Below are 18,197 nucleotides of genomic sequence, written 5' to 3' on the forward strand. Positions count from 1 at the left end.
TTGGTTGACGATTCCACTCGGAATCTGTTGCGTTTCTAGACGCCTGCGGCAAGATCGTCGGCAAAAGAAACAGTTGGAGGGCTTATCGATATGGCAGCCGTCGGTTCCAATCCGGTCAGCGAAGAGACCGTCCGCGCCCACATGGCGAACTGGATCGCCTTCACCAAATTCATGAAGCTCAGCATCACCGGCATCATCGCGGTGCTGGTGCTGCTGGCGGTGTTCACGCTGTAGGCGGCGTTTCGCGGCGCGTTGCCCCCTCCCCATCCCTCCCCCTCTTCAAGGGAGAGGGGACTGCCGCCGCTTTGACAATTTCGTGCCGCCGACAAGCGTCCTGCCCCCTCTCCCGCAACGCGGGGGAGGGATGGGAAGGGGGCACCCGTGGCCACAACTCCCCACACCCCAAAACAAAAAGCCCCTTCCCCGCTCCCGGCCGACCAAAGGTCGTCCGATCGCGAGAAAGGGGCTTCTTCACCTCATTCCCGGCGGGCTACCGTCACCCCGCCAGCATCTCCAACGCCTTCTGCAGCTTGTCGCGGGCCTGGTCGGCGGCCTCGCGGCGGTCGCGCTGCTCCTCGATCACCTCTTCCGGAGCCTTGGCGACGAACTGCTCGTTCGACAGCTTGGCGTCGATCTTCTTGATCTCGCCGGCCAGCTTGTCGATCTCCTTGGACAGGCGCGCCCGTTCCTTGTCGAGGTCGACGATGCCTTCCAGCGGCAGCACCAGCGTCGCTTCGTCCTGCACCGCCTGAAGCGCGCTCTTCGGCACCGGGCCGGACAGCGGTTCGGCGCTCGACAGCCGGGCCATGCGCAGGATCAGGTCGCGGTGGGTGTCGAGCCGCTTCAGGCTGGCCTCACCGGCGTCCTTCAGCTTCAGCGCGATCTGCGCCGCCGGCGGGACGTTCATCTCCGACCGCATGGAGCGGACCGAGGTGATCAGCCGCACCACCCAGTCCATCTCGTCACGCGCCGCCGGGTCGACGATGTCGGCGGCGAACTCCGGCCATTCCGCCGAGATCAGGCGGTTGGCGCGGGCCGGCGACAGCTGTTCCCACAGCTCTTCGGTGATGAAGGGCATCAGCGGGTGCAGGACGTGCAGGATCTGGTCAAGCACCCAGGCCGTGGTCGCCCGGGTCTCCGCCTTCGCCGCCTCGTCGGTGCCGGCCAGGATCGGCTTGGTGAACTCCATGTACCAGTCGCAGAAGGTGCCCCAGGTGAACTGGTAGGCCGCGCCGGCCGCCTCGTTGAACTTGTAGGCGTCGATCGCCTCGGCGACCTTCTTCGACGCGTCGGCCAGGGTGCCGACGATCCAGCGGTTGACCGTCTGGGTCAGGCCGACCGGCTGGTAGCCGGCAACCGGCTCGCAGCCGTTCATCTGGCAATAGCGGGCGGCGTTCCACAGCTTGGTCGCGAAGTTGCGGTAGCCCTCGACCCGGTTCACCGCCAGCTTGATGTCGCGGCCCTGCGCCGCCATCGCCGACAGGGTGAAGCGCAGCGCGTCGGTGCCGTACTGGTCGATGATCTCCAGCGGGTCGATGACGTTGCCCTTCGACTTCGACATCTTCTGGCCCTTCTCGTCGCGGACCAGGGCGTGGATGTAGACGGTGCGGAAGGGGACATCCTTCATGAAGTGCAGGCCCATCATCATCATCCGGGCGACCCAGAAGAAGATGATGTCGAAGCCGGTCACCAGCACGTCGGTCGGGTAATAGCGGTCCAGCTCCGGCGTCTGGTCGGGCCAGCCGAGCGTCGAGAACGGCCACAGCGCCGACGAGAACCAGGTGTCGAGCACGTCGGCGTCGCGCGTCAGCTCGACGTCCCGGCCGTAATGCGCCCGCGCGGCGGCCCGCGCCTCCTCCTCCGTCTCCTCGACGAAGAAGATGCCGTCCGGACCGTACCAGGCCGGAATCTGATGGCCCCACCAGATCTGGCGGCTGATGCACCAGGGCTGGATGTTGCGCATCCATTCGAAATAGGTGTTTTCCCACTGCTTGGGCACGAACACCGTCTTGCCGGTCTCGACCGCCTCGATCGCCGGCTTGGCGAGAGTCGCGGCGTCGACATACCACTGGTCGGTCAGCCACGGTTCGATGGCGACGCCGGAGCGGTCGCCGTGCGGCACCATGTGGGTGTGCGGCTCGATCTTCTCCAGAAGCTCCAGCGCCTCCAGCTCAGCCACGATCCGCTTGCGCGCCTCGTAGCGGTCGAGCCCGCGGTAAGCCTCGGGAACGTTGTCGTTCAGCCGGGCGTCGCGGTCCATGATGTTGATCTGCTCGAGCCCGCAGCGCTTGCCGACCTCGAAGTCGTTGAAGTCGTGGGCCGGCGTGATCTTCACCGCACCGGAGCCGGTCGCCGGATCGGCATACTCGTCGCCGACGATCGGGATCAGCCGGCCGACCAGCGGCAGCCGGACCATCTTGCCGATCAGGTCCTGGTAGCGCTCATCCTCCGGATGGACGGCCACGCCGGTGTCGCCCAGCATGGTTTCCGGACGGGTGGTGGCGACGGTGATGAAGCGCCCCTCCTCGCCATCGATCTGGTAGCGGAAGTGCCAGAGGTTGCCCTTGACCTCCTTCTGCTCGACCTCGAGGTCGGAAATGGCGGTGTGCAGCTTGGGGTCCCAGTTGACCAGCCGCTTGTCCTTGTAGATCAGCCCCTGGCGGTGCAGCTCGACGAACACCTTGCGAACGGCGCGGCTCAGCCCCTCGTCCATGGTGAAGCGCTCGCGCGGCCAGTCGGGCGAAGCCCCCAGGCGGCGGAGCTGGCGGGTGATGGTGCCGCCCGATTCGGCCTTCCACTCCCACACCTTGTCGATGAAGGCGTCACGGCCGAAGTCGTGGCGGGTCTTGCCTTCCTTCGCCAGATTGCGCTCCACCACCATCTGGGTGGCGATGCCGGCGTGGTCGGTGCCCGGCTGCCACAGCGCGTCGCGACCGCGCATGCGGTTGTAGCGGGTCAGCACGTCCTGGATGGTGAAGGTCAGCGCGTGGCCCATGTGCAGGCTGCCGGTGACGTTCGGCGGCGGCATCATGATGGTGTAGGGCTTGCCGTTCCCCTGCGGCTGGGCGGCGAACGCGCCCGAGTCTTCCCACAGGCGGTAGTGCTTCTCCTCGACCTCGGCGGGCCGGTACGTCTTTTCCAACATCACCAGAAACTTTCGCTAGAAACGTCTCGATCAGGCCTAGAAAGGGCGGGCTCAGAACAGCGGGCTTGGACAGGCGGAGTTAGAATTTCTGCGACCGCCGGATCATCCGGTCGATCTCCTGCTGCACGAGTCGCTCGACGACGGTCGGCAGATTCTCGTCCAGCCACTCCTTCAACAGCGGCTTCAGCAATTCGCGCACCACCTCTTCCACCGTGCGGATGCCGATGGGCATCGGGCCGATCGACAGGTCGTCGCCCAACTCGCGCGCCAGATGGGTCAGATGGTGCGACGCATCCTCCGCCGTCCGGCGGGAGATCAGCCCGATGTCCGGGTCAACCGTGCGGCGACGGGGCCGCGGCGGCGGCGGCGGTTCGTCGTCCTCGAAATCATCGAAGGCCGGCGTCGGCGGACGCCGGGCCGGACGCGGCGGCGGCGGCGGTTCGGGCTCCGGCTCGTCCCAGCGCGGCGGCGACGGAGGCTCCGGAAAGGCGGGCTCGTCCGGCCATGGCTCGGGCTCCGGCCGACCGAAGTCGGGCCGGTCGTCGACCGGTTCGTCCTCCACCATCTGGGTGAGTTCCAGCACGTCGTCGTCCTCGTCCTCCATCATCGGAGGCGGGGGTGGCGGCGGAGGCGGCGGAGGTGGGGGCGGTGGCGGCGGAGGTGGAGGCGGCGGTGAAGGCGCCTGAGTTTCCGACTTGGCGGGTTCGCCGTCCTCGGAAATGATCCGCCGGATGGAGGCGAGGATCTCCTCCATCGAAGGTTCTTGCTGGCCCTTATCGCTCATCGTGGCAACCCGAGACGTCAACCTGCCCCAAACCTAGGGCAGGACTGGCTAAAAAGCCACAATACAAAAACGGCCCGCTTGCGCGGGCCGTGTCGTTCATTCGGTCACCGAAGTTCCGAACCACTTGCCCCGCGTCTTGTCGTAATTCGCCTGCGGGTCGTAATACTGAACCGGAAGATTGAGCCGGTCGGCGGTCAATTGTCCGCTGGCCGCCAGCACATTGAAGGCCGCGACCATTTCGTCGTGCTGGGCGCGGACCAGGAACACACGGGCGTTCAACAGTTCCTGTTCCTGGTTCAGCACGTCGAGCACGGTGCGCGAGCCGACCTGCGCCTCCTGCCGGACGCCTTCCAGGGCGATCTGCGCCGCCTTGATCTGCGCCTTGTAGGACTCGATGCTGGCGCGGGCGGTCTGCAGGCTCTGCCAGGCGCTGATCGCCGATTCGGTCACCTGCCGACGGGATTCCTCGATCTGCAGGCGGGCCTGGTTGGCGGTCTGCTTGGCCTCGCGGACCAGGGCTTCCGGCTGGCCGGCCTGATAGAGCGGGATGGTCACCTGGGCGGTGACCTGCGCGCTGTCGGACCGGTTCAGGTCGATGCCCGACGACCGGCCGGGGTCGTAGGTGCGGGTGCCGGAGGCCGACAGGCTCACCGACGGCAGCAGGCGGCCATATTGCTGGTCCACCGCCTCGCGCTGCGCCGCCTCGGTGTAGGAGGCGGACAGGACGTTCGGGTTGTTGGCGCGCGCCAGCTCGACCAGTTCGTCGATCGTCTTCGGCAGCTTGAACGCCGGCTTCGGCGCCTTCAGCTCACCCGGCATGGCGCCGACCAGACGTTCGTAGGTCGCGCGCGACGCCTTCAGCTGCCCTTCGGCCGAAATCTTCGAGGCGATGGCGGCGGACAGGCGCGACTCGGACTGGCTGACGTCGGTGCGGGTGTACTCGCCGACGCGGAAGCGGTCGCGGGCGGCGTCGAGCTGACGGCGCAGCACCTGCTCGTTGTTGGTCTGGAGCTGCAGGATCGCCTGGTTCTGCACAATGTCCAGGTAGGCCTGGGCGGCAGCCAGCAGAACCGACTGTTCCGACGCGATCAGGGTGGCGCGCTGCGCCTCGATCAGCCGTTCGGCACGGCGGACCGCCGGAGCGACCGTCGCGTCGTAGATCGGCTGGGTGGCGGTGACGCCGAGCTGCTTGGGGTTCGACTCCGATCCGGTCGAACCGCCGTCATACTTGCTCTCGCCCATCGACCGCGAGATGCCGGCGGTGACGCGGGCCGTCGGGCGATAGCCGGACATGGCCTGCGGCACGCCTTCGTCCACCGCACGCAGGCGGGCACGCTGGGCGCCGATCGTCGGGTTGTTGGCGTAGGCCTGAGCCAGCGCCTGTTCGAGGGACTGCGCCCAGGCGACGCCGGACCCGCCACCCACGGTGACGGTCAGGGTCAAGGCCGTCGCCAGCCAGCGGCGCGCAAAACGGCTTCGCACGGTCATGTTCAGTAGACCTTCATGTTCGGGTCGATCAGGCGCGCCCAGGCATCCACGCCGCCATCCAGGTTGATGGCGCGGTCGAAACCCTTCGAGCGCAGCCACATGGTGACCTGCGCGCTGCGGCCACCGTGATGGCACACGACGACGATGTCGCGGTCCTTCGGCAGTTCGTCCACCCGGGCGGGAATCCCGCTCATCGGGACGTGGAGGCTGCCGTCGATGGCGCACAGCGCGAACTCCCACGGCTCGCGCACATCGAGGACGAGCGTGTCGTCGCCGGCCTTGCGGCGGCGGTCCAGTTCGTCGACCTCGATCTCAAACGGTGCGGCCATGGGTGTTCACTTTCGTGCAAGTGCGGCGACGACGGTAACGCAGAACCGCGCGAATGTGAACTGCACGGTTCAGTTCAAAGCACAAGAGACCGAAAAATGCTTAGAACACGAACGACGCCTTCTTTTCGAAGCCCGGCAGCGCGTGCGGCTGGGCCTCGAACAGGATTCGGCTCGACACGACTCCGCCGGAGCGCTGGAACAGGCGCACCTCGCCGACGCCGCGGTGGTCCTGGACGACGGCGACCAGACGGCCTTCTTCCGCGAGCTGCCCGGTCAACGCGGCCGGGACCTCCGGAACGGTACCTTCGATCACGATGACATCGTAAGGGGCGCCTTGGGCGTACCCCTCCGCCAGCGGACCGGTGACGAGCTTGGCGTTGGCGATGCCCTGCCCGGCCAGCGCGGTGCCGGCGGCGGCCGTCAGGTCGGCGTCGCAGTCCAGCCCGACCACCGAGGCGGCCAGACGGGCCAGCACCGCGGTGGAGTAGCCGCCGGCGGCGCCGACGTCGAGCACGCGGTCGGTGTCCTGCACCGACACGGCCTGGAGCATGCGGGCGAAGACCATCGGCTCCAGCAGGAAGCGGCCCTTGCCGATGGGGAGATCGTCGTCGACATAGGCGACGCCGCGCGCCGACTCCGGCACGAAGGCTTCCCGCGGAAGCTCCGACAGGACATCGACGAGACGATGGTCCGTCACCTTGTTCGGACGGATCTGTCCCTCGACCATGAAATAGCGTGCGGCGGCGAAATCGGTCATGGCGGTCGCTTATTTGATGTGTTGTGACGACACCGGCACCAAGCCGAACAGCGAACGGCTTCCTGCCATGGCGGTATATAGCCGCAAAGCCCCGGCGAACACAACGTCACAAGGCAGCGCAGCCGCGGCCTTCCCGCCGACGGACCGCGGGTCCCCGCGGGGGCCCCGACCGTCGCCGATCCCCTTGGACAAAAAAGCGTCACCATTCGCCTTGACCACCCGGTTCGGTGTCGTTATACCAGCGCTCCACACGACGGCGCACCGGCAACGGACGCGCCGGTGCCGATAGGATGGCGCGGTGGCAGAGTGGTGATGCAGCGGACTGCAAATCCGTGTACGTGGGTTCGATTCCCGCCCGTGCCTCCATCCTAACGAATCAGTCCGACCATACGACCAGCCCCGCTCCGGCGGGGCTTTTTGTTTGCCCGGCTCGGGCGCCCCTCCCAATCAGTGGCTTCCCGCGCCCATCGGGGTTCGGTCCCGGGCCTCATTGTAGCCTTGACCGTCTGGGCGGAAGGGGCAATGTCGGGGGTAGGCGGGTCGAGGTTGCAGCCTCGGCCCCGTGCCGAACATGCACCACCAGAAGCTGCGCTTTGAACGAACTCGGCTGCGGCATTCCCGCAAGCCGGCACGGGTTTCCCGTGCCGATTCCGCGGGCGACCCCGTCCAGCCCCACCCCTTCGCCCGGTTCGAAAAAAGAAGTGCGGATTTCTGTCGGAATGGGCTTGGCAGGGTCGATCGGTTCGGCTATACAGCCGCCCACGCCAACAACGGCGGCCGCCGAAAGGTCGGTCACCGATCCCGGTTAGCTCAGTTGGTAGAGCAGCGGACTGTTAATCCGCTTGTCGCTGGTTCGAGTCCAGCACCGGGAGCCAGATTGAAAAAGCCGGATGCCCAGCGCATCCGGCTTTTTCGTTTATGGCTTGTCTTGCCGCTTGACTGTGACTTAACGGCATCCGCATTCGGTTTACAGCCACCGGCTTAGATCCAAAAGTTGGCCACTAGGCCCAAAAGACGATCCTGACTTGCCGGAAGCGAAGTCCTCAGCACCGCGGCACAGGCGTAGACTTGATAACAATTCCGGGCCGTATTGTCGGCCGGGCGTCTCCAGCCGATGGAGGACCGCCGTGCTTCTACCGCTTCACTCCAACCCGTTCCGCCCGGCCCCGCTGATCGACGGCTCGGGCGGCCCGAACACCAGCCACCGGCCAATGCGGGCCAGCGACTGCGTGTCGGCCGTCCTGCTGTTCCTGGCCGCGGCCATGCTCGCCCTGCTGGTGCTCAGCGCCAACTGGCAGGATCTGGTGTCGGACGCCCGTCCGCCCGCCTACGAGAACACGCCGATGCTGGTCATTCCGCCCCACCCGCGCTGACGGGTCCGGCGGTCATCACATGGCGGTCATAGATGGCGGTCATTCGACCAGATCGTCGTAGATGCTGTCGGCCGGATCACCCGTGCCCGGGCTGGGCTGGCTGGCGACCCGTTTCCACTCGCCGCACCAGTCGGTGGACAGGGTGATGGGAAAGTCGCCCTCCGGACTGCGCGGGGTCACCACCGGCGGATAGCGCCGGCAGGTGCCCTTCGGCCCGCGCTGGCGGAGCCCCTGCCCCTCCCAGAAGCGGCAGGTGTAGCAGGTGTCGAGTCGCTTCATGGCGGACCGGTCTCCCTTCGGTTCCCGATCGCGCGAGCGCCGGGCCGCGTCAGGTGGCGGGCGGTTTGGCGGGTCTCAGCGTGTCGGCGCACGTGGCGTAATACGCCTTGATGTCCGCGTCCAGATCCCTGCGGCGGCGTCCGTCCGCCGACTCCTCCGGCGCGTCGGCCAAACGTTGGAACTCCTGGACGGCACGTTCCAGCTCGCGTTCGCTGGTGATGGGCATCGCATCGCCTTTCCTGCTGATGTCGCGGTGTGTCGCCAAGGACAACAGCAGCCGGCACCGGTATGTTTCCGCAATTCGGGCGGCGCAACCCGGCACGACGGGCGACGCGACGGGGCCATGCCGCAACGATGACGGCTTGATGCGCCGCGACTCGAGCCAATGTCATCAGGGTGTCACCCGAGTCGCGGCGGCCGGGGCTGCGCCCAACCCGGGTTCCCTTCGAACCTGCCTCGTGCGGGAGGGCGGCGTCATGCGGGTCGTCTCAACACCGGTCGGGCTGCGGGGTGCCGCCGGCATCCTGATTCTTCTGGCGGCGCTGATGCTGGCGCTCTCCGGCGCGCGGGCACCGGCGGCGGAACCCGAGCCCGGACCGTCGAAGGCTGAACCGCCGAGCAACGCCGCCCCCGCTGCCCCGGGCGGGCTCGATCCCGAGCGGGTGGTCCGCGCCGTCGTCGGCATCCGCGCCGTGGTGCCGCCCGACAGCCAGAGCGCGGCCACGCTGGGCACCGAGCGCAACGGCAGCGGCGTGGTGATCGACGGCTCCGGCCTGATCCTGACCATCGGCTACACGGTGATGGAGGCCTCGCAGATCGAGGTCACCGCCGCCGACGGCAAGAGCTGGCCGGCGACGATGATCGCCTACGACCCGGTCAGCGGGTTCGGGCTGCTGCGCGCCGGGCTGGGCTTCGCGGCGCCATGGCTGCGGCTGGGCGACTCGAACGCGGTGGCGGAGGGCGACACGCTGCTGGTGCTGAGCGGCGGCGAGAACCGCGGCGCGACCGCGGTGCACGTCGTCGGCAAGCGCGAGTTCGCCGGCTATTGGGAGTATCTGCTGGACGAGGCGCTGTTCACCTTCCCGCCGGTCCGCGCCTTCAACGGGGCGGCGCTGGTCAACCGCGACGGCCGTCTGGTCGGCGTCGGATCGCTGCTGGTGATGGAGGCGGTGCAGGGACGTGGCCTGCCCGGCAACATGTTCGTGCCTGTTTCGGCGCTGGAGCCGATCCTGGCCGACCTGCTGGCCTATGGCCGGCGGCAGGACCCGCCGCGCCCCTGGCTGGGCGTGACCCTGCGCGAGGAGATGGGGCGGCTGCTGGTGGAGAAGGTGTCGCCGCGCGGTCCCGCCGAGTCGGCCGGCATCAAGGCCGGCGACTGGATCGTCGGGGTGGGCGGGCAGCGCTTTTCCGGTCTGGCCGACTTCTACCGCAAGCTCTGGGGACTGGGGCCGGCCGGGACCGTGGTGCCGCTGGAGGTCATGCGCGGCGCCACGCTGACCCCGGTGCCGGTGCCGTCGGCCGACCGCGTGCGTTTCCTGCGGCTCAACCCGACTCTCTGAACGGATGGCGGCCGGTGGTGCTTGTGATGCGCGGACCGCCGTTGCACCCTGCTGGCGACAGACATCGCGGGACAAGCGGACCATGAACCATCCGGACATCGAGATTCTCGACAAGAAGACCGCCTACAAGGGGTTCCTGACGGTCGACGTCTACCGCCTGCGCCACAAGAAGTTCGACGGCACCTGGACCGACGTGCTGCCGCCGCGCGAGGTGTGCGATCGCGGACCGGCCGTCGGCGTGCTGCTGTACGACCCCGACCGCGAGGCGGTGGTGATGATCGAGCAGTTCCGCGTCGGCTCCGCCGCGGCCGGCGGCCCGGCCTGGATGACCGAAATCGTCGCCGGCATGGTCGGCGAGGGCGAGACTCCGGAACAGGTCGCCCGCCGCGAATCGATGGAGGAGGCCGGCTGCACCGTCCAGGAGATCGAGGAGATCTGCGACTATTACGTCAGCCCCGGCGCCTTCACCGAGGTGGTCACCGTCTTCTGCGGCCGCGTCGACAGCCGTGGCCTCGCCGCCACCGGCGGCCTGGAGGAGGAGCATGAGGATATTCGCATCCTGGTCCTGCCGACCGACGAGGTGATCCGCATGATGGACGAGAACCGGTTGCGGAATTCGGTCGCGATCATCGCCGTCGGCTGGCTGGCGCGCCATCGCGACACGCTGCGGAAACGCTGGCTGGGCGAGGGATGAGCGTTCAGATACGGCGCCCCTCCCCTCCAGCGGGAGAGGGCAGCGCCGGCCGCTCCACAAAAATAACACTAGTTCCTCGTTCAATGCAGCATTTCACACCGCCACCTTGAAACCGGTTCCGGCAACCCTGATAGTATCCACAACAATCCACATCAGACGTCAGGAGTACCCGTCTTGGACATCCGCAACGGCTTCATCGGCGCCATCGGCAACACGCCGCTGATCCGCCTGGAAGGCCCCTCGAGGGCGACGGGCTGCGACATCCTGGGCAAGGCGGAGTTCCTGAACCCCGGCGGGTCGGTGAAGGACCGCGCGGCGCTGGCGATCGTGCGCGACGCGGAACAGCGCGGCCAGCTTCGCCCCGGCGGCACCATCGTCGAGGGCACCGCCGGCAACACCGGCATCGGGCTGGCGCTGGTCGGCAACGCGCTGGGCTACCGCACCGTCATCGTCATGCCGGAGACGCAGAGCCAGGAAAAGAAGGACATGCTGCGGCTGATCGGCGCCGATCTGCGGCTGGTCCCGGCGGTCCCCTACTCCAACCCCGACAACTACGTCCGCTATTCCGGCCGGCTGGCCGAGGAGTTGGCGAAGACCGAGCCGAACGGCGTGGTCTGGGCCAACCAGTTCGACAACACCGCCAACCGCGAAGGCCACCGCCTGACCACCGGGCCGGAGATCTGGGAGCAGACCGGCGGGCGCGTCGACGCCTTCACCTGCGCGGTGGGCAGCGGCGGCACGCTGGCCGGCGTCGCCATGGCGCTGAAGGAGCGCAACCCGAAGGTCCGCATCACGCTGGCCGACCCGATGGGCGCCGCGCTGTTCAGCTACTACACCAGGGGTGAGCTGAAATCGGAAGGCAGCTCGATCACCGAGGGCATCGGCCAGGGCCGCATCACCGCCAACCTGGAGCAGGCGCCGATCGACGACGCGCTGCAGATCCCGGATGACGAGGCGCTGCCGATCATCTTCGACCTGATCAAGACGCAGGGGCTGGTGCTGGGCGGGTCGTCGGGCATCAACATCGCCGCGGCGATGCGGGTGGCGCGCGACCTCGGCCCCGGCCACACCGTCGTGACCATCCTGTGCGACGGGGGGCAGCGTTACCAATCGAAGCTCTTCAATCCCGACTTCCTCCGTGAGAAGAATCTCCCGGTGCCAGACTGGCTGGCCTGATTCTTCCCGAGGGGGTTCATGGACGCGCTTTTCCGCGAGGATTCCTACGCCCGCAGTTGCGTCGCCACCGTCACCGCGGTGGACGAGCGCGGCATCCGGCTCGACCGCACCATCTTCTACCCGACCGGCGGCGGTCAGCCGGGCGACAGCGGCGTGCTGCGCTTCGACGGGCTTGAGGTCCGCATCACCGACACGGTGAAGGGCGACGGCGGCCCCGACGACGTCGTCCATGTGCCGGCGGACGGGCAGGAGTTGCCCGCCCCCGGCACCGCGGTGGAGGCGGTCATCGACTGGGAGCGCCGCCACCGCCACATGCGCATGCACACGGCACTGCATCTGCTGTGCGCGGTGGTGCCGGGATCGGTCACCGGCGGCCAGATCGGGGCGGACAAGAGCCGGCTGGACTTCAACGTGCCGGCCGAAAGCCTGGACAAGGACGCCATCGCCGCCGCGGTCAACGCGCTGATCACCGCCGACACCCCGGTCGGCACCCGCTGGATCACCGACGACGAGATGGCGGCGACGCCGGAGCTGGTGCGCACCATGTCGGTGAAGCCGCCGACCGGATCGGGCCGCGTCCGCCTGCTGAACGTCGAAGGCGTCGATCTGCAGCCCTGCGGCGGCACCCATGTCGCCCGCACCGGCGAGATCGGCGGAATCGAGGTGACGAAGATCGAAAACAAGGGCAAGCAGAACCGGCGCGTCGTCATCGCGCTGAAGGACTGAACCGGCCCGAATAAAAGCGGAAGGACGCGCACCATGACCGACAGCACCGCCAGCGCCACCCTTGAGGGCCTGCCCGGCCCGGTGGTTTCCACCGAATGGCTGGCCCGCAATCTCGGCCGGCCGGGCCTGAGGATTCTCGACGGCTCCTGGCACATGCCGGCCCTCAAGCGCGACATCCGCGCGGAGTTCGCGGCAAACCACATTCCCGGCGCCCGCCTGTGCGACGTCGACGACGTGGCGGCGCCGGACACCCACCCGTTGCCGCACATGGCGCCCGACGAGGCGACCTTCGCCGCGAAGATCGGCGCGCTGGGCGTCGGCGACGGTGACACGGTGGTGGTCTATGACAGCGCCGGGCTGGCCACCGCCGCGGCGCGGGTGTGGTGGCTGTTCCGGCTGTTCGGCTTCGACCGGGTGGCGGTGCTGGACGGTGGACTGCCGAAATGGGTCGCCGAAGGGCGGCCGACCGAGTCGGGCGCGGTGCCGCCGGCCGAACCGGCGCGCTTCACCGCCCGCAAGCGGCCGGAGCTGATCCGCAGCGCCGATCAGGTGCTCGCCAACATCGATGGCAAGGCCGACCAGGTGACCGACGCCCGCGCCCAGCCGCGCTTCGAGGGCGCGGTGGCGGAACCCTGGCCCGGACGCCGCAGCGGCCGCATCCCCGGCAGCTTCAACCTGCCGCACAGCGACCTGATCGATCCCGAGGCCAAGACCCTGCTATCGCCGGACGTCATCACCGCCAGGGCGCGGGCCGCCGGGCTGGACCTCGACCGGCCGGTCGTCGCGTCCTGCGGCAGCGGCATCACCGCCTGCGTCCTCGCGCTCGGACTGGCGACCGCCGGCAAGACCGACGTGGCGATCTATGACGGCTCCTGGGCCGAATGGGGCCTGCGTCCGGATCTGCCACTGGAAACCGGGCCGCGGCAAGGATGAGCGGCGAATCCGGCGTTGGTGAGCCGGTTGCGGTCCGCCCCTGCACCGCGGCGGACGGCGACGCGGTGGTCGCGCTGTGGGCCGCCTGCGGTCTGGTGGTGCCGTGGAACGACCCGGCCGCCGACTTCGCGCTGGCGCTGTCGAAGCCGAACGCAACGGTGCTGGCCGCCGTCGCCGACGGCCGCATCGTCGCCAGCGTGATGGTCGGGCAAGAGGGCCACCGCGGCTGGATGTATTACGTCGCCGTCGATCCGGCGCGGCAGGGCCAGGGTCTGGGGCGCCGCATGGTGGCGGAGGCCGAAGCGTGGCTGACCGCCGCCGGCATGCCCAAGGTCCAGCTTCTGGTGCGCGATACCAACCAACGGGTGCTGGCCTTCTATGAACGGCTGGGCTATGCCACCTCGCCCGTCACGATGATGCAGAAATGGCTGAAGACCCCTCCTTCTCCTTGACCCGCCCCGCCCTGCCCGCGGCCAGCAAGCCCGGGCACCTGTCGGTGATCGTCACCTATCTGGAGATGACCGCCCCGCCCGCCCACGCGCCGCTCACCCGGCCGAAGGGCGATCTGGCGCTGGTGCGGGCCAACCCGCCGACCTGGTCCTTCTACCGCTACCTCTACGACACGGTGGGCGAGCCGTGGCTGTGGCACGAACGCCGCCGCCTGCCGCGCAAGGAGCTGGAGCGCAGCATCCTCGACCCGCTGGTCGAGGTGTGGGTGCTGCAGGTCGACGGCACCCCGGCCGGTTTCTTCGAACTGGACCGGCGGACCAGGGAAACCGACCTCGCCTATTTCGGGCTGATCCCGGACTTCATCGGGCACAAGCTCGGTCCCTGGCTGTTGGACAGCGCGATCCGGCGGGCCTGGGACGGCGGGGCGCGGAAGCTGGTGGTCAACACCTGCAGCTTCGATCACCCGAAGGCGCTGCCGCTGTACCAGAGCATGGGCTTCGTCCCGACGCGCCATGTCGTCCGCGAGATCCGCGACCCGCGCATCGGCGGCCCGCTGCCGCGCAGCGCCGGAACGCACATCCCGATCGTGGAGTGAGCGCCGGCGACGGGGCTTGGCTCCACCCTGCCCCTTGACGCCCTCCGCCACCGCTTCCCATCTACCGCGGACGCGCCGGAACCGTCCGCGGGCCGGCGCGTTCCTGCAAGGACCGCGGCCGGGGCGCCGTATCGCCGTGAGGACCACGAGGGTATGACACGAGGGTATGCCTTGGGCTGGATCATCCGAACGCTGTTTCTGTGCTTCGTCGTCGGCCTCGTGCTGTCGTTCCTGCGCATCGATCCGGCGGCCATTCTGACCAACAGCTGGCAGACGCTGCAGGACATCGCGACGCTGCTGATCGACGCCGGCCGCTGGGCCCTGCCCTACATCCTGATCGGTGCGGTGGTGGTGGTGCCGCTGTCGCTGATCGGACTGGTTCTGCGCTGGAACCGCTCCCGCACGCCGCCCGACCGGCTGTCCTGACGGTTTTTGGGCAAAAAAAACAGGAGGCACCGGAACCGGCGCCTCCTGGTGATCAGGGAGGGTTAGAGACAACGACTGGTTTAGGCCAATCCGGCCGCCCCCGCGTTGATTCAGGTCAACCCTGCGCATCGTCGCCGCCTTTTTCCCAAAAGAAAAAAGCCGGAGCGATCCATGGGAGCGCGCCGGCTTGAGTGATACAGGGAGGTTTAGAGACAAGAAGGACCTTATGCCAAAGCTCATAGGTCGTTCGTTGATCTGTATCAAATCCGGCGAAAATCCCTGGCAATTTCTCGCATGGGATCCCCGCCCCGCTGGTCAGCCGAGGATCTCGGCCATCGCGGCGACCAGTGCCTTGTTCTCCTCCTCGCGGCCGACGGTGATGCGCAGGCAGTCGGTCAGGCCATAGTCGGCGACCGGTTTCACCAGGATGCCGCGGTGGGCCAGATGGTCGACCACCGCCTGGATGCCCAGCGACGGGTCGGTCGGCACCCGCGCCAGCACGAAGTTGCAGACGCTGGGATAGACGCGCAGCCCCACCCGTTCCAACTCGCGCGACAGCCAGGGCAGCCATTGCGCGTTGTGGGCGTAGGTCGCCTCCTCGTGCCGGGCGTCGCTCAGCGCGGCGGCGGCGGTCAGTTGGGCCGGCAGCGAGACGTTGAAGGCACCGCGGATGGCGTTCACCGCCTCGATCACCGCCGTCGGGCCATAACCCCAGCCGACGCGCAGGCCGGCCAGCCCGTGCATCTTGGAAAAGGTGCGGATCATCAGCACGTTGTCGGAATTTTCGACGATCTCCGTCCCGTCGCTGTAGTCGGGCTGGCGGCAATAATCGGCGTAGGCGGAATCGAGCACCAGCAGCGTGTGGGACGGCAGGCCGGCGCGCAGGCGCTGCACGGCCTCGGTCGGGATGTAGGTGCCGGTCGGGTTGTTCGGGTTGGCGAGGAAGCAGATCCGGGTGTGCTCGCTGGCGCGGTCGAGCAGCGCCTCCACATCGACCACCATGTCGCGCTCCGCCGCGACGACGGCGGTGGCGCCGCTGGCGCGGATCGCCTTCAGGAAGCCGCGATAGCCGCGCTCGTGGCACAGCACCTCGTCGCCCGGCCCGGCGAAGGCCTGGGCGACCAGATGGATCAGTTCCTCCGACCCGGCGGTGCAGACGATGTGGTCGACGTCGATGGAATGGCGCCGGGCGATGGCGTGGCGCAGCGGATCCTGGTCCCAGTCGGGGTAATGATGGATCCGGCCGGCCGCCTCGCAATAGGCGTCGAGCGCCAGCGGGCTGGGGCCGAGCGGGTTGTGGGTGAGCGAGAGGTCGATCCAGCGGCGGCCGTCGCGCGGCGGGCGGGCGGGCCGGTACGGCTTGATCTGGCAAACGCTGGGACGGGGGCTGAGCAGGTCCATAACCTCGGTCTCCGTGGGCGATGCGGTCGACAGCACGTCACGGGACCGATTGAAGCGCAAACCGGCGCGCGACGCCACAGGACATTGCGCCGCGCACCGGTAGGCGAGGTCTTTTGTTTCCGAATGGCGGACCGGTCAGAACCGCCGGTCCCCCACATCGGTCAGTGGTTTAGAATTTGGCTGAGGAAGAGGCGCGTGCGGTCCGACTTCGGATTCGAGAAGAAGGCGTCGGGCGTGTCCTGCTCGACGATCTCGCCGCGGTCCATGAAGATGACACGGTCGGCCACCGACTTGGCAAAGCCCATCTCGTGCGTCACGCACAGCATGGTCATGCCGTCCTCGGCCAGCCCGATCATGACGTCCAGCACCTCCTTCACCATTTCCGGATCGAGGGCGGAGGTCGGCTCGTCGAACAGCATCACCTTCGGGCTCATGCACAGCGACCGCGCGATGGCGACGCGCTGCTGCTGGCCGCCCGACAACTGGCCGGGGTATTTGTGGGCCTGCTCGGCGATGCGCACCCGCTTCAGGTAATTCATCGCGATCTCTTCCGCCTCGGCCTTGGGCTTCTTGCGGACCCAGATCGGGGCGAGGGTGCAGTTCTCCAGCACCGTCAGGTGGGGGAACAGGTTGAAGTGCTGGAACACCATGCCGACCTCGCGCCGGACCAGCTCGATGTTCTTCAGGTTGTTGGTCAGCTCGATGCCATCGATGACGATGGTGCCCTTCTGGTGCTCCTCGAGCCGGTTGAGGCAGCGGATCATCGTCGATTTGCCGGAGCCCGACGGGCCGCAGATGACGATGCGCTCGCCCTTGTGGACGTTGAGGTTCACGTTCTTCAGGACGTGGAATTCGCCATACCACTTGTTCACACCGGTGCAGCGGATGATCTCCGCGCCGTCGGGGAAGTGCCGGGCCTGGGTGGCAGCCGAAGAAACGGCCTGGGACATGGATGATACTCCCTTGACGGCAGGTCTAGCGGCGATGGCCGCGGTTCAGGTCGCGTTCCAGCTTCTGGCTGTATTTCGACATGCTGAAGCAGAAGACCCAGTAGATCACGCCGATGAACAGGTAGGCCTCGCGGTAGAAGCCACGCCAGGACGGGTCGGACAGCGCCGCCTTCGCGGTGCCGAGCAGATCGTACAGGCCGATGATGATGACCAGCGAAGTGTCCTTGAAGAAGCTGATGAAGGTGTTCACCAGCGGCGGGATGGCGATGGCCAGCGCCTGCGGCAGGATGATCTTGCGCATCTTCTGCCAATAGGACAGGCCAAGGCCGTCCGCGGCCTCGTACTGCCCCTTGGGGATCGCCTGCAGGCCGCCACGGATCGCTTCGGCCATGTAGGCGGCGGCGAACATGATGAAGGCGATCTGGGCGCGCAGCAGCTTGTCCACCGACACGCCGTTCGGCAGGAACAGCGGCAGCATCACCGACGCCATGAACAGCAGGCTGATCAGCGGCACGCCGCGGATCAACTCGATGTAGGTGACGCACAGCACCTTGACCGCCGGCATGGTCGACCGCCGGCCGAGCGCCAGCAGGATCGCCGCCGGGAACGCCACGGCCAGGCCGACCACCGACAGGATGATGGTCAGCGGCAGGCCGCCCCACAGCGTGTTCTCGACATAGGTCAGGCCGAAGACGCCGCCCCACATCAGGATCGCCACCACCGCCAGCCCGACGGCCCACACCAGCCCGAGCCAGGGTTTCCAGAACCGGCGGTCGCAGCTCGCCACCAGCAGCGCGATGATCACGGCGATGGTCAGCAGCGGACGCCACTGCTGTTCCCATGGGAACATGCCGAACATGATGAAGCGGAGCTTCTCGCTGATGAAGCCCCAGCAGGCGCCGCCACCGCCCTGGCGGCAGACGGTCGAGGTGGCGTCGAAGCCGTAGGCCCGGAACACCAGCCAGTTGAGGAACGACGGGATCGCCGTCGCCAGCAGGGCCAGCACCAGCACGGTGAGGATGGCGTTGTACCAGCTGTTGAACAGGTTGTTCCGCAGCCACGCCAGCGGGCCGACGGTGTTGGCCGGCGGACGTTCGTCCGGCAGGCCGACGCTTTGGACGTTGTCGGTCAT

The 18,197-nt window shown here is 67.8% G+C and carries 20 protein-coding genes and 2 tRNA genes; 12 read left to right on the forward strand and 10 right to left on the reverse strand.

All coding sequences use genetic code 11. The features are described 5' to 3' along the window. Positions 1 to 90: 90 nt before the first annotated feature. On the forward strand, positions 91 to 234 hold the full coding sequence (locus tag TSO352_RS33160) for a hypothetical protein (RefSeq protein ID WP_158284538.1): 144 nt from the start codon (positions 91 to 93) through the stop codon (positions 232 to 234). 262 nt (positions 235 to 496) lie between these two features. Here the strand turns inward: TSO352_RS33160 and TSO352_RS06045 are convergent, their stop codons facing one another. The 5 genes from TSO352_RS06045 to TSO352_RS06065 all read right to left on the reverse strand — a co-directional run bounded on the left by TSO352_RS06045 (position 497) and on the right by TSO352_RS06065 (position 6,503). Next, on the reverse strand, positions 497 to 3,145 hold the full coding sequence (locus TSO352_RS06045) for a valine--tRNA ligase (protein ID WP_199231494.1): 2,649 nt from the start codon (positions 3,143 to 3,145) through the stop codon (positions 497 to 499). Between the two features lie 79 nt (positions 3,146 to 3,224). Further along, the gene (locus tag TSO352_RS06050; RefSeq protein ID WP_247871921.1) at positions 3,225 to 3,752 is read right to left on the reverse strand and encodes a DUF2497 domain-containing protein; all 528 of its coding nucleotides are present in this window, start codon (positions 3,750 to 3,752) and stop codon (positions 3,225 to 3,227) included. A gap of 273 nt (positions 3,753 to 4,025) precedes the next feature. After that, positions 4,026 to 5,417: a TolC family outer membrane protein gene (locus tag TSO352_RS06055; protein WP_109106405.1), complete on the reverse strand. Its 1,392-nt coding sequence runs from the start codon at positions 5,415 to 5,417 to the stop codon at positions 4,026 to 4,028. Between the two features lie 2 nt (positions 5,418 to 5,419). Continuing rightward, positions 5,420 to 5,746, reverse strand: coding sequence for a rhodanese-like domain-containing protein (locus TSO352_RS06060; RefSeq protein WP_109106406.1), 327 nt, complete (start codon positions 5,744 to 5,746; stop codon positions 5,420 to 5,422). A gap of 100 nt (positions 5,747 to 5,846) precedes the next feature. Further along, positions 5,847 to 6,503, reverse strand: a complete 657-nt coding sequence (locus TSO352_RS06065) for a protein-L-isoaspartate O-methyltransferase (RefSeq protein ID WP_109106407.1) — start codon at positions 6,501 to 6,503, stop codon at positions 5,847 to 5,849. Between the two features lie 292 nt (positions 6,504 to 6,795). Here TSO352_RS06065 and TSO352_RS06070 point away from each other — a divergent pair. The 3 genes from TSO352_RS06070 to TSO352_RS06080 all read left to right on the forward strand — a co-directional run bounded on the left by TSO352_RS06070 (position 6,796) and on the right by TSO352_RS06080 (position 7,876). After that, positions 6,796 to 6,869: transfer RNA gene (locus tag TSO352_RS06070), tRNA-Cys, on the forward strand. 433 nt (positions 6,870 to 7,302) lie between these two features. Then, positions 7,303 to 7,378, forward strand: a tRNA-Asn gene (locus tag TSO352_RS06075). 252 nt (positions 7,379 to 7,630) lie between these two features. Further along, positions 7,631 to 7,876, forward strand: a complete 246-nt coding sequence (locus tag TSO352_RS06080; RefSeq protein WP_109106408.1) for a hypothetical protein — start codon at positions 7,631 to 7,633, stop codon at positions 7,874 to 7,876. A gap of 39 nt (positions 7,877 to 7,915) precedes the next feature. Here TSO352_RS06080 and TSO352_RS06085 read toward each other — a convergent pair whose 3' ends face one another. Continuing rightward, on the reverse strand, positions 7,916 to 8,155 hold the full coding sequence (locus tag TSO352_RS06085; RefSeq protein ID WP_109106409.1) for a hypothetical protein: 240 nt from the start codon (positions 8,153 to 8,155) through the stop codon (positions 7,916 to 7,918). A 49-nt stretch (positions 8,156 to 8,204) separates the two neighbouring features. Further along, complete coding sequence (locus tag TSO352_RS33435; protein ID WP_199231495.1) at positions 8,205 to 8,381, reverse strand: hypothetical protein; 177 nt, start codon at positions 8,379 to 8,381, stop codon at positions 8,205 to 8,207. A gap of 250 nt (positions 8,382 to 8,631) precedes the next feature. On the opposite strand from TSO352_RS33435, the gene TSO352_RS06090 reads away from it, so the two are divergent. The 8 genes from TSO352_RS06090 to TSO352_RS06125 all read left to right on the forward strand — a co-directional run bounded on the left by TSO352_RS06090 (position 8,632) and on the right by TSO352_RS06125 (position 14,714). Next, positions 8,632 to 9,714 (forward strand): S1C family serine protease, encoded by a 1,083-nt coding sequence (locus tag TSO352_RS06090; RefSeq protein ID WP_109106698.1) that lies wholly within the window; start codon positions 8,632 to 8,634, stop codon positions 9,712 to 9,714. A gap of 82 nt (positions 9,715 to 9,796) precedes the next feature. After that, a complete protein-coding gene (locus TSO352_RS06095) occupies positions 9,797 to 10,408 on the forward strand; it encodes an NUDIX domain-containing protein (RefSeq protein WP_109106410.1) in 612 nt (203 codons plus the stop codon). A gap of 174 nt (positions 10,409 to 10,582) precedes the next feature. Beyond that, entirely contained in the window at positions 10,583 to 11,584 is a 1,002-nt protein-coding gene (locus tag TSO352_RS06100; protein WP_109106411.1) for a cysteine synthase A, read from the forward strand. An 18-nt stretch (positions 11,585 to 11,602) separates the two neighbouring features. Further along, complete coding sequence (locus tag TSO352_RS06105; RefSeq protein ID WP_109106412.1) at positions 11,603 to 12,310, forward strand: alanyl-tRNA editing protein; 708 nt, start codon at positions 11,603 to 11,605, stop codon at positions 12,308 to 12,310. A gap of 33 nt (positions 12,311 to 12,343) precedes the next feature. Continuing rightward, the gene (locus TSO352_RS06110) at positions 12,344 to 13,243 is read left to right on the forward strand and encodes a rhodanese-like domain-containing protein (protein ID WP_109106413.1); all 900 of its coding nucleotides are present in this window, start codon (positions 12,344 to 12,346) and stop codon (positions 13,241 to 13,243) included. Beyond that, entirely contained in the window at positions 13,240 to 13,695 is a 456-nt protein-coding gene (locus tag TSO352_RS06115) for a GNAT family acetyltransferase (protein ID WP_109106414.1), read from the forward strand. The genes TSO352_RS06110 and TSO352_RS06115 overlap by 4 nt, the downstream gene beginning before the upstream one ends. Then, positions 13,668 to 14,288 (forward strand): GNAT family N-acetyltransferase, encoded by a 621-nt coding sequence (locus tag TSO352_RS06120; RefSeq protein WP_109106415.1) that lies wholly within the window; start codon positions 13,668 to 13,670, stop codon positions 14,286 to 14,288. Before TSO352_RS06115 ends, TSO352_RS06120 begins: the two co-directional genes overlap by 28 nt. Before the next feature lie 171 nt (positions 14,289 to 14,459). Beyond that, on the forward strand, positions 14,460 to 14,714 hold the full coding sequence (locus tag TSO352_RS06125) for a hypothetical protein (protein ID WP_247871922.1): 255 nt from the start codon (positions 14,460 to 14,462) through the stop codon (positions 14,712 to 14,714). 315 nt (positions 14,715 to 15,029) lie between these two features. Here TSO352_RS06125 and TSO352_RS06130 read toward each other — a convergent pair whose 3' ends face one another. The 3 genes from TSO352_RS06130 to TSO352_RS06140 all read right to left on the reverse strand — a co-directional run bounded on the left by TSO352_RS06130 (position 15,030) and on the right by TSO352_RS06140 (position 18,197). Continuing rightward, complete coding sequence (locus TSO352_RS06130) at positions 15,030 to 16,115, reverse strand: histidinol-phosphate transaminase (protein ID WP_109106417.1); 1,086 nt, start codon at positions 16,113 to 16,115, stop codon at positions 15,030 to 15,032. A gap of 161 nt (positions 16,116 to 16,276) precedes the next feature. After that, positions 16,277 to 17,065 (reverse strand): amino acid ABC transporter ATP-binding protein, encoded by a 789-nt coding sequence (locus TSO352_RS06135; RefSeq protein WP_109106418.1) that lies wholly within the window; start codon positions 17,063 to 17,065, stop codon positions 16,277 to 16,279. Between the two features lie 25 nt (positions 17,066 to 17,090). Next, positions 17,091 to 18,197 (reverse strand): amino acid ABC transporter permease, encoded by a 1,107-nt coding sequence (locus TSO352_RS06140; protein WP_109106419.1) that lies wholly within the window; start codon positions 18,195 to 18,197, stop codon positions 17,091 to 17,093.

Origin of the sequence: Azospirillum sp. TSO35-2 (assembly GCF_003116095.1) — a bacterium.
In the GTDB taxonomy this organism is placed as follows: Bacteria; Pseudomonadota; Alphaproteobacteria; order Azospirillales; family Azospirillaceae; genus Azospirillum.

Excerpts from the sequence above, each read along its gene's own strand:
- TSO352_RS33160 (WP_158284538.1), top strand. The coding sequence starts at position 91 with ATGGCAGCCGTCGGTTCCAATCCGGTCAGCGAAGAGACCGTCCGCGCC.
- TSO352_RS06045 (WP_199231494.1), bottom strand. The coding sequence starts at position 3,145 with ATGTTGGAAAAGACGTACCGGCCCGCCGAGGTCGAGGAGAAGCACTAC.
- TSO352_RS06050 (WP_247871921.1), bottom strand. The coding sequence starts at position 3,752 with ATGATGGAGGACGAGGACGACGACGTGCTGGAACTCACCCAGATGGTG.
- TSO352_RS06055 (WP_109106405.1), bottom strand. The coding sequence starts at position 5,417 with ATGACCGTGCGAAGCCGTTTTGCGCGCCGCTGGCTGGCGACGGCCTTG.
- TSO352_RS06060 (WP_109106406.1), bottom strand. The coding sequence starts at position 5,746 with ATGGCCGCACCGTTTGAGATCGAGGTCGACGAACTGGACCGCCGCCGC.
- TSO352_RS06065 (WP_109106407.1), bottom strand. The coding sequence starts at position 6,503 with ATGACCGATTTCGCCGCCGCACGCTATTTCATGGTCGAGGGACAGATC.
- TSO352_RS06085 (WP_109106409.1), bottom strand. The coding sequence starts at position 8,155 with ATGAAGCGACTCGACACCTGCTACACCTGCCGCTTCTGGGAGGGGCAG.
- TSO352_RS33435 (WP_199231495.1), bottom strand. The coding sequence starts at position 8,381 with ATGCCCATCACCAGCGAACGCGAGCTGGAACGTGCCGTCCAGGAGTTC.
- TSO352_RS06090 (WP_109106698.1), top strand. The coding sequence starts at position 8,632 with ATGCGGGTCGTCTCAACACCGGTCGGGCTGCGGGGTGCCGCCGGCATC.
- TSO352_RS06095 (WP_109106410.1), top strand. The coding sequence starts at position 9,797 with ATGAACCATCCGGACATCGAGATTCTCGACAAGAAGACCGCCTACAAG.
- TSO352_RS06105 (WP_109106412.1), top strand. The coding sequence starts at position 11,603 with ATGGACGCGCTTTTCCGCGAGGATTCCTACGCCCGCAGTTGCGTCGCC.
- TSO352_RS06110 (WP_109106413.1), top strand. The coding sequence starts at position 12,344 with ATGACCGACAGCACCGCCAGCGCCACCCTTGAGGGCCTGCCCGGCCCG.
- TSO352_RS06115 (WP_109106414.1), top strand. The coding sequence starts at position 13,240 with ATGAGCGGCGAATCCGGCGTTGGTGAGCCGGTTGCGGTCCGCCCCTGC.
- TSO352_RS06120 (WP_109106415.1), top strand. The coding sequence starts at position 13,668 with ATGGCTGAAGACCCCTCCTTCTCCTTGACCCGCCCCGCCCTGCCCGCG.
- TSO352_RS06130 (WP_109106417.1), bottom strand. The coding sequence starts at position 16,115 with ATGGACCTGCTCAGCCCCCGTCCCAGCGTTTGCCAGATCAAGCCGTAC.
- TSO352_RS06135 (WP_109106418.1), bottom strand. The coding sequence starts at position 17,065 with ATGTCCCAGGCCGTTTCTTCGGCTGCCACCCAGGCCCGGCACTTCCCC.
- TSO352_RS06140 (WP_109106419.1), bottom strand. The coding sequence starts at position 18,197 with ATGACCGACAACGTCCAAAGCGTCGGCCTGCCGGACGAACGTCCGCCG.